This is a genomic window from Actinomadura napierensis, from assembly GCF_039529375.1.
Taxonomy (GTDB): Bacteria; Actinomycetota; Actinomycetes; order Streptosporangiales; family Streptosporangiaceae; genus Spirillospora; species Spirillospora napierensis.
Map to the genome: position 1 here is coordinate 36,131 of NZ_BAAAMR010000081.1, position 8,255 is coordinate 44,385.

General features: G+C 72.1%; 7 protein-coding genes. 2 read left to right on the forward strand and 5 right to left on the reverse strand.

Annotated elements, in window-relative coordinates; translation table 11 throughout:
• Positions 1-66: 66 nt before the first annotated feature.
• The 5 genes from ABD296_RS34975 to ABD296_RS34995 all read right to left on the reverse strand — a co-directional run bounded on the left by ABD296_RS34975 (position 67) and on the right by ABD296_RS34995 (position 6,907).
• Positions 67-261 carry a hypothetical protein gene (locus ABD296_RS34975; protein WP_344277373.1) on the reverse strand — a complete coding sequence of 65 codons (195 nt, stop codon included), beginning with the start codon at positions 259-261 and terminating at the stop codon, positions 67-69.
• Positions 262-377: 116 nt separating this feature from the next.
• Positions 378-1,532 (reverse strand): acyl-CoA dehydrogenase family protein, encoded by a 1,155-nt coding sequence (locus ABD296_RS34980; RefSeq protein ID WP_344277381.1) that lies wholly within the window; start codon positions 1,530-1,532, stop codon positions 378-380.
• Complete coding sequence (locus ABD296_RS34985; protein ID WP_344277384.1) at positions 1,529-3,529, reverse strand: acetyl/propionyl/methylcrotonyl-CoA carboxylase subunit alpha; 2,001 nt, start codon at positions 3,527-3,529, stop codon at positions 1,529-1,531. Before ABD296_RS34985 ends, ABD296_RS34980 begins: the two co-directional genes overlap by 4 nt.
• 4 nt (positions 3,530-3,533) lie before the next feature.
• The gene (locus tag ABD296_RS34990; RefSeq protein WP_344277397.1) at positions 3,534-5,066 is read right to left on the reverse strand and encodes an acyl-CoA carboxylase subunit beta; all 1,533 of its coding nucleotides are present in this window, start codon (positions 5,064-5,066) and stop codon (positions 3,534-3,536) included.
• A 56-nt stretch (positions 5,067-5,122) separates the two neighbouring features.
• On the reverse strand, positions 5,123-6,907 hold the full coding sequence (locus ABD296_RS34995; RefSeq protein ID WP_344277387.1) for an acyclic terpene utilization AtuA family protein: 1,785 nt from the start codon (positions 6,905-6,907) through the stop codon (positions 5,123-5,125).
• 98 nt (positions 6,908-7,005) lie between these two features.
• On the opposite strand from ABD296_RS34995, the gene ABD296_RS35000 reads away from it, so the two are divergent.
• Positions 7,006-7,617 (forward strand): TetR/AcrR family transcriptional regulator, encoded by a 612-nt coding sequence (locus ABD296_RS35000; protein ID WP_344277390.1) that lies wholly within the window; start codon positions 7,006-7,008, stop codon positions 7,615-7,617.
• Between the two features lie 187 nt (positions 7,618-7,804).
• Positions 7,805-8,110: a YciI family protein gene (locus ABD296_RS35005; protein WP_344277391.1), complete on the forward strand. Its 306-nt coding sequence runs from the start codon at positions 7,805-7,807 to the stop codon at positions 8,108-8,110.
• The last annotated feature ends 145 nt before the right edge of the window (positions 8,111-8,255 follow it).

An 8,255-nucleotide genomic window follows, 5' to 3' on the forward strand; every position in this document is an offset into this window, starting at 1 on the left:
CCCGCCGGGAGGTCCGGCCGTGACCGCCGCGCCCTGGACGGGCGGGCGGGCGGACGCGGCCCGGCCTCAGTCGTTCACGTTGATATTGATGTTGGTGTTGTCGTTGTCACCGCAGCAGTGGTGGCAGCCCCCGGCGACCGTCATCGGCGCGGCGGCGGACGTGGCGGACGCGGTGGTGGCCGACGCGGCCGAGGTGAGGCCGAAGAAGCCGGCGAGGAACGCGGCGGCGGTCAGGATCAGAGCCGAGAGAAGCTTCCGCATGATCATCCCTTTCGTTCGTTATGCGGCGGTCGCCTCGCGTTGGTCCCCGTATCGTGACACCCTGTAACTTGCTTATCACCATAAGTGGGCAAAGTGTGGCGCGGCCTGCCGCCGGGTCAGTACGACTTGGGCAGGCCGAGCGAGTGCTGCGCGACGAAGTTGAGGATCATCTCCCGGCTGACCGGGGCGATCCGCATCAGCCGGACGACCCCGGCTAGCATCCCGACGCCGTACTCGGTGGTGAGGCCGTTGCCGCCGTGGGTCTGGATGGCCTGGTCGACGCAGTGGATCGCGGCCTCGGCGGTCGCGTACTTCGCCATGTTCGCGGCCTCGCCGGCGCCCATGTCGTCGCCCTCGTCGTACAGCCAGGCGGCCTTCTGCCCCATCAGCCGGGCCAGCTCCAGCTCGATCTTCGCGGCGGCGAGCGGGTGCGCGAGGCCCTGGTGCGCGCCGATCGGCGTCTTGAACACCTGCCGGTCCTTGGCGTAGGAGGTGGCCTTGCCGAGCGCGAGCCGGCCGATCCCGGCGCCCATCGCCGCCGCCATGATCCGCTCGGGATTGAGGCCGGCGAACAGTTGCAGCAGGCCGCCGTCCTCGTCGCCGACGAGCGCGTCGTAGGGCAGCCGGACGTCGTCGAGATGGCAGATGAACTGCTTCTCCGGCGACACGATCTCCATGTCGATGGGGGTGAAGGTGAAGCCGTCGGTGCCGGTCGGGACGATGAACAGCGACGGCCGCAGGTTGCCCTTCTGGTCCTCGGTGCGGCTGACGAACAGGACCGCGTCGGCCTCGTCCACGCCGGAGATGAACGTCTTCTGCCCGTTCAGGACCCAGCCGTCGCCGTCGCGGCGCGCGGTGGTGGTGATGCGGTGCGCGTTGGACCCGGCGTCCGGCTCGGTGATCGCGAACGCCATCTTCACCGAGCCGTCGGCGAACCGCGGCAGCCAGTGCTTCTTCTGCGCCTCGGTGCCCGACCGGGCGATGATCGTCGCGCAGATCGCCGGGGAGACCACCATCAGCAGCAGCGGGCAGCCGGCCGCGGCCAGCTCCTCGCACACGGCGGCGAGGTCGCCGATGCCGCCGCCTCCGCCGCCGTACTCCTCGGGCACGTTGACGCCGAGGTAGCCGAGCCGCCCGGCCTCGGCCCACAGCTCGTCGGTCTTCTGGCCCGCCTTGGCCTTCTCGACGTAGTAGGAGGCGCCGTACTTGGCGCCCAGTTCGGCGACGGCGGCGCGCAGGGCCTGCCGTTCCTCGGTCTCGACGAAGCTCATTCGGGGGTTCCTTCCACGGAGATGACGGCGAGGACGGCGCCGGACTCGACCTGCCGCCCGGCCTCCACGTTCAGCTCGGCGACGGTCCCGGCGGCCGGGGCGGCGATGCGGTGCTCCATCTTCATCGCCTCCAGGACGACGAGGGTCTGCCCCTCGGCGACGGCCGCGCCGGCCTCGGTCTCGACCCGCACGACCGTCCCGGGCATGGGGGCGAGCAGCGAACCGGGGGCGACCTGCGCGCTCGGGTCGGTGAAGCGCGGCACGGCCCGCAGTGCGACGGGACCGAGCCGCGAGTCGACGAACACCGCGTCTCCGGCGGTCGTGACCGTGAACGTCTCGCGCAGCCCGTTCCGGTCGAGGACGACCCGGCCCGGCTCGGCGCTCACCACCGCCGTGCCCGGGCAGAGCTCGCTGACCAGGCCGTCGCGGCCCAGGCGGTAGTCGACGTCGATCGTGCCGTGCGGGCCGTCGAACGACCGGCGCTGCGGCTGCGAGCGGACGTTGCGCCACCCGGACGGCAGCCCGCCGAGCACCCCCGCGGACGCCCGCTCCCGCGTGGCGGCGGCGAGCGCGGCGGCCAGCGCGGACAGCGCGACGGCCTCCTCGCCGGCGAGCGGCGCGGCGAGCACGTCCAGGCCGATCCGGTCGAGGTAGCCGGTGTCGGTGTCGCCGGCCAGGAACGCCGGCTCCTCCAGGATCCGCACCAGCAGGTCGCGGTTGGTGGTCAGGCCGTGGACGCGGGCGCCGCGCAGCGCCGCCGCCAGGCGGCGGGCGGTGGCCGCGCGGGTCGGGCCCCACGCGATCACCTTGGCGAGCATCGGGTCGTAGTGGACGCCGACCTCGCTTCCGCTCTCCACACCGCTGTCGAGCCGCAGCCCGTAGAGGGCGGGGACGACCTGGTCCGACCTCCCATAGGCGGCGGGGACGGCGAACTCCGCGTCCACACCCGGCACCTCGAAGGTGTGCAGGGTGCCGCTCGCCGGACGCCAGTCGTTGGCCGGGTCCTCGGCGTACAGGCGGACCTCGATGGCGTGGCCGTTCGGAACCAGGTCGTTGCGGGCGAGCGGGGCGCCTTCGGCGCACTCGATCTGCATGCGGACGAGGTCCATCCCGTACACGCACTCGGTGACCGGGTGCTCGACCTGGAGGCGGGTGTTGACCTCCAGGAAGAAGAACCGGCCGTCCGGCGCGAGCATGAACTCGACCGTTCCGGCGCCGACGTACTCGATGGCGCGAGCCGCGTGCTCCGCAGCCATGCACAGCTCGTCGCTCAGCTCGTCGTCGACGGCGGGCGAGGGCGCCTCCTCGACGATCTTCTGGTGGCGGCGCTGGATGGAGCATTCGCGTTCGCCGAGCGCCCGTACGGCGCCGTGCGCGTCCGCGATGACCTGCACCTCGATGTGGCGGGCGTGCTCCAGCAGCGGCTCGCAGAACACGGTGGGGTCGCCGAACGCCGACTCGGCCTCGCGGCGGGCGGCGGCGACGGCGTCCGGCAGCTCGTCCAGGGTCCGGACGATCCGCATGCCGCGCCCGCCGCCGCCCGCGGACGCCTTCACCAGCAGCGGCAGGTCCGCGGCCGTGACCCGCACCGGGTCCAGCTCGGGCAGGACCGGGACCCCGGCCGCCGCCATCAGCTTCTTCGCCTCGATCTTCGAGCCCATCGCGGCGATCACGGCGGGCGGCGGCCCGATCCAGGTCAGGCCCGCGTCGATGACGGCCTCCGCGAACGCGGCGTTCTCCGACAGGAACCCGTAGCCGGGGTGGATCGCGTCGGCGCCGGCGCTGCGCGCCGCGTCCACCACCTTCCCCGCCGCGAGGTAGGTCTCGGCGGGGGACGCGCCGGGCAGCCGCACCGCCGCGTCCGCCTCCCGGACGTAGGGCGCGCCGGCGTCGGGGTCGGAGTGGACGGCCACGGTCCCGATGCCGAGGTCCCGGCAGGCCCGGAAGACCCGGCGGGCGATCTCGCCGCGATTGGCGACCAGCACTGTCTTGATCATCAGCTCACATCCGGAAGACGCCGAAGCCGTCGGCTCCGCGCACGGGCGCGTTGTGGACAACGGACAGGCACAGGCCGAGGACGGTGCGGGTGTCGCGCGGGTCGATCACCCCGTCGTCGTAGAGCCGTCCGGACAGGAAGAACGGCAGCGACTCCGCCTCGATCTGCGCCTCGACCAGCTCGCGCATCGCGCGGTCCTGCTCCTCGTCGTAGGCCTGGCCGCGGGCTTCGGCGGCCTGCCTCGCCACGATCGACAGCACGCCCGCGAGCTGCTGCGGCCCCATCACCGCCGACTTCGCGCTCGGCCAGGTGAACAGGAACCGCGGGTCGTACGCGCGGCCGCACATGCCATAGTTGCCCGCCCCGTACGAGGCGCCCATCACGATGGTGATGTGCGGGACCCTGCTGTTCGCCACCGCGTTGATCATCAGGGCGCCGTGCTTGATGATGCCGGCCTGCTCGTACTCCTTGCCGACCATGTAGCCGGTGGTGTTGTGCAGGAACAGCAGCGGCGTGTCCGCCTGGTTCGCGAGCTGGATGAACTGCGCGGCCTTCTGCGCCTCCGCGCCGAACAGCACGCCCTGCGCGTTGGCGAGGATCCCGATCGGGTAGCCGTGGACACGGGTCCAGCCGGTCACCAGGCTCGTCCCGTACAGCGGCTTGAACTCGTCGAACTCCGAACCGTCGGCGATCCGGGCGATGACCTCGCGGGGGTCGAACGGGACCTTCAGATCCTCGGGGACGATCCCGGCCAGCTCCTCCGCGTCGAACAGCGGCTCGCGGACCGGGCCGGGCGCCGGGCCGAGCTTGCGGTGGTTGAGGTTCTTGACGATCTGACGGCCGATGCGCAGCGCGTCCACCTCGTCCGCCGCCATGTAGTCGGCGAGGCCGGAGGTGCGGGCGTGCATCTCCGCGCCGCCGAGCTCCTCGTCGTCGGCCTCCTCGCCCGTCGCCATCTTCACCAGCGGCGGACCGCCCAGGAACACCTTCGCGCGCTCCTTGACCATGACGACGTGGTCGCACATCCCCGGGATGTACGCGCCGCCGGCGGTGGAGTTGCCGAACACCAGCGCGATCGTCGGGATGCCCGCGGCCGACAGCCGGGTGAGGTCGCGGAACATCCGGCCGCCCGGAATGAAGATCTCCTTCTGCGTCGGCAGGTCCGCGCCGCCCGACTCGACCAGGTTGATGACGGGCAGCCGGTTCTCCAGCGCGATGTCGGACGCGCGGAAGCTCTTCTTCACCGTCCACGGGTTGCTGGACCCGCCGCGCACCGTGGGGTCGTTCGCGACGATCATGCATTCGACGCCCTCGACGACGCCGATGCCGGTGACGACGCTCGCGCCGACCGGGAAGTCGCTGCCCCAGGCGGCGAGGGGACTCAGCTCCAGGAACGGCGAGTCGGGGTCGAGCAGCAGCTCGATGCGTTCACGGGCGAGCAGCTTGCCGCGCTTGCGGTGCCGGGTGACGTACTTCTCGCCGCCTCCCTCCAGCGCCCTGGCGTGCTCGGCGTCCAGCCCCGCCAGCTTCTCCAGCATGGCCGCGCGCCGCTCCCGGTACTCCGGGCCGCCGGTATCGAGCGTGCTCTTGAGCGTCAACGGACTCCCTCCGGTTTCTGGGTGCTCTCCTGGTCCTGGGCTTGGGCCTGGTCTTGCGGGCCGAGAACGGACGCGGGGACGTCGACGAGGCGGGACCGCAGCCACTCCCCCAGCGCCTTGCCCTGCGGGTCGAACCGGGTCGACGCGGACACGCCCTCCTGCAGCAGCCCTTCGATGACGAAGTTGACGGCCCTCAGGTTCGGCAGGGGATGGCGGTGGACGCGATGATCGCGGGTCTCGGGCAGCAGCTCGTTCAGCCGCTCGACGGTGAGGAAGGGCTCCAACCACCGCCATTGCGCGTCCGTCCGGGCCCAGACGCCGATGTTGGCGTCCCCGCCCTTGTCCCCGCTCCGCGCCCCCGCGACGCTCCCCAACGGAACCCGCACCGTCTCCCCGACCTCGCCGGCGGGCGAGGGCTGCCGCGCAGGCGATGGAACATCGACGCCCGGCGCGGCGGGGACCGAAACGGCGGGGATCGGCACCCGCTTCCCATCCGGCAGAACGGCGACGTGTTCGACTTCCCCGTTGGGTACGAACGCCGGCTTGTACACCCCGTACGGGCTGCCCTTGCCGGGCGGCGACGTCATCGTGAACCCGGGGTATCCGGCCAGCGCCAGCTCCACGACCGCACCGCTGAAGGCGCGGCCGACCTTCTCCGGGTCCGGGTCGAGCACGGCGCACCGCAGCAGCGCCGTCGCCTCGCCCTGCGTAGCGGGATCGGGCTTGGCGCCGCCGACGAGCGTCCATTCGACGCGGGCGGGCGGCGCGTCGCCGAACGCCGCCTCCATCTGGGCACGCGCGAACGCGGCCTTGGCCTCGATCCCGAGCCCGGTGAGGACGAACGTCATCTCGTTGCGGTGGCCGCCGAGGTGGTTCAGGCACACCTTCGTCGTGGCGGGCGGCGGCGAGCCCTCGACCCCGCTGATCCGCACCCGGTCGGGCCCCTCCTCCGTCAGGTGGACGGTGTCGAAGCGGGTGATCACGTCCGGGCCGGCGTAGGCGGGCCCGCCGATCTCGTAGAGCAGCTGCGCGGTGACGGTCTCGACGGTCACGGCACCGCCCGTCCCGGGATGCTTGGTGATCACGCTCGAGCCGTCGGGATGGATCTCGGCGAGCGGAAAGCCCAGCGGCTTTACATTGTAGATTTCTTCGAAGAAGGCGTAGTTGCCGCCGGTCGCCTGCGCACCGCACTCCAGGACGTGCCCGGCGGCCGTCGCGCCGGCCAGCGCGTCCCAGTCGTCGCGCGCCCAGCCGAAGTGCGCCGCCGCCGGGCCGACGACCAGCGATGCGTCCGTCACCCGGCCGGTGACCACGACGTCCGCGCCGGCCCGCAGGCACTCGGCGATGCCCCACGCGCCCAGATAGGCGTTCGCGGTCAGCGGGTCGCCGTACCGCGCATCCGAGAGCCCCAGCTCACCGGCCCGGGACAGCAGGTCGTCGCCCTCGACATGGGCGATCCGCACCTCGACGCCGAGCCTTCCGGCCAGCTCGCGCAGCCGCTCGGCCAGCCCGCGCGGGTTCAGCCCGCCGGCATTGGTGACGATCTTGACGCCCCGCTCGGCGGCGAGTCCCAGGGACTCCTCCATCTGCCGCAGGAACGTGGCGGCGTACCCGGCGCCGGGGTCCTTCAGCCTGCTCCGGCCCAGGATCAGCATCGTCAGCTCGGCGAGATAGTCACCGGTGAGGACGTCGAGCGGCCCGCCCTCCAGCATCTCGCGGACGGCCGAGAAGCGGTCGCCGTAGAAGCCGGAGGCGTTGCCGACCCGCAGCGGTTGGCTCATGGCTGAACCCTGCCAGCCCGTCCTGAAAAAATCAATCGTGCTTGATTGTTCCTGAGCCGGTTTGGTTGACTGGACGTCTCACCCGACCCGAGGACACGATGACGACGCAGGCCGTTCCCCGCGAACCGCAGCAGGACCGCAGCCGGGCGACCCGGCGGCGGCTCCTGGAGGCGGCCGTCGACTGCCTGGCGTCCATGGGATGGGCCCGCACCACCGTCGCCGTCGTCGCCGAGCGCGCCGGCGTCTCCCGCGGCGCCGCGCAGCACCACTTCAGGACCCGGGAAGAACTCGTCACGGCCGCCGTCGAGTACGGCGCCGAGGTGCGCATGGACCAGATGCGCGACCGGCTGGACGCGCTCGCCGACCACCGCCCGTCCACCCTGGAGGTCGTGACGCTGCTCGGCGAGATGTACACCACCCCGCTGTTCCGGGCCGCCCTCCAGCTCTGGGTCGCCGCCAGCTCCGACGAGCAGCTGCGCGCCCAGGTCCTCCCGCTCGAGGCCCGCGTCGGCCGCGAGGCCCACCGCCTCACCGTCGAGGCGCTCGGCGCGGACGAGTCAGTCCCCGGCGTCCGCGAGACCGTCCAGGCCACCCTCGACCTCGTCCGCGGCCTCGGCCTCGCCGACCTGCTCACCGACGACTCCGCCCGACGCACCCGCCTGCTCCGCCAGTGGGCGACGACCCTCGACATGGCCCTGGCCGCCCGCTGATCCGAGATCACAAGGCCAGCTCCCGCAACGGGTCCCCTCCGTCGACGAAGACCCGACCTCCCGGCGCCAGCACAGCAGCGGTCCGCCGCACAGCCTGCCGCTGGCCACCACGGCTCGCGCCCTCCTCCCCGCGGTCAACTCGCTGAAAGACTGGCCCCTACGCCGGACGGCCACCGAAAGGACGGGAATGCTGCATCTGCTGAGGTTGGAGTACACGAAGTCGGAGCAGGCGGCCGAGCCCCACATCAAGGATCACGTGGCATTTCTCGACCGGCATCACGCCGCCGGCACCTTCCTGGTCTCCGGGCAGACGGTCCCGTCCGAGCAGGGCGGCCTCATCATCGCCGCGGGCGTCGACCGCGCCACCGCCGAGAAGATCGCCGCCGAGGACCCGTTCGTGCACGCAGACGTCGGCCGCTACACCATCACGACGATCGTCCCCGGCCGCACCCACCCCGACCTCGCCGGCCTCTTGGCACTGGACACCCCGTGACCGCGAGCCACCTCAGGACGTCCGCCAGGCCTGGTAGCAGGCCCGGTCGTAGCCGCCACCAAAGGCCCGGAAATGCGGAAGGCCCCGCCGAAACGGCGGGGCCTTCCTAAAAAATGTCCGGCGGTGTCCTACTCTCCCACACAGT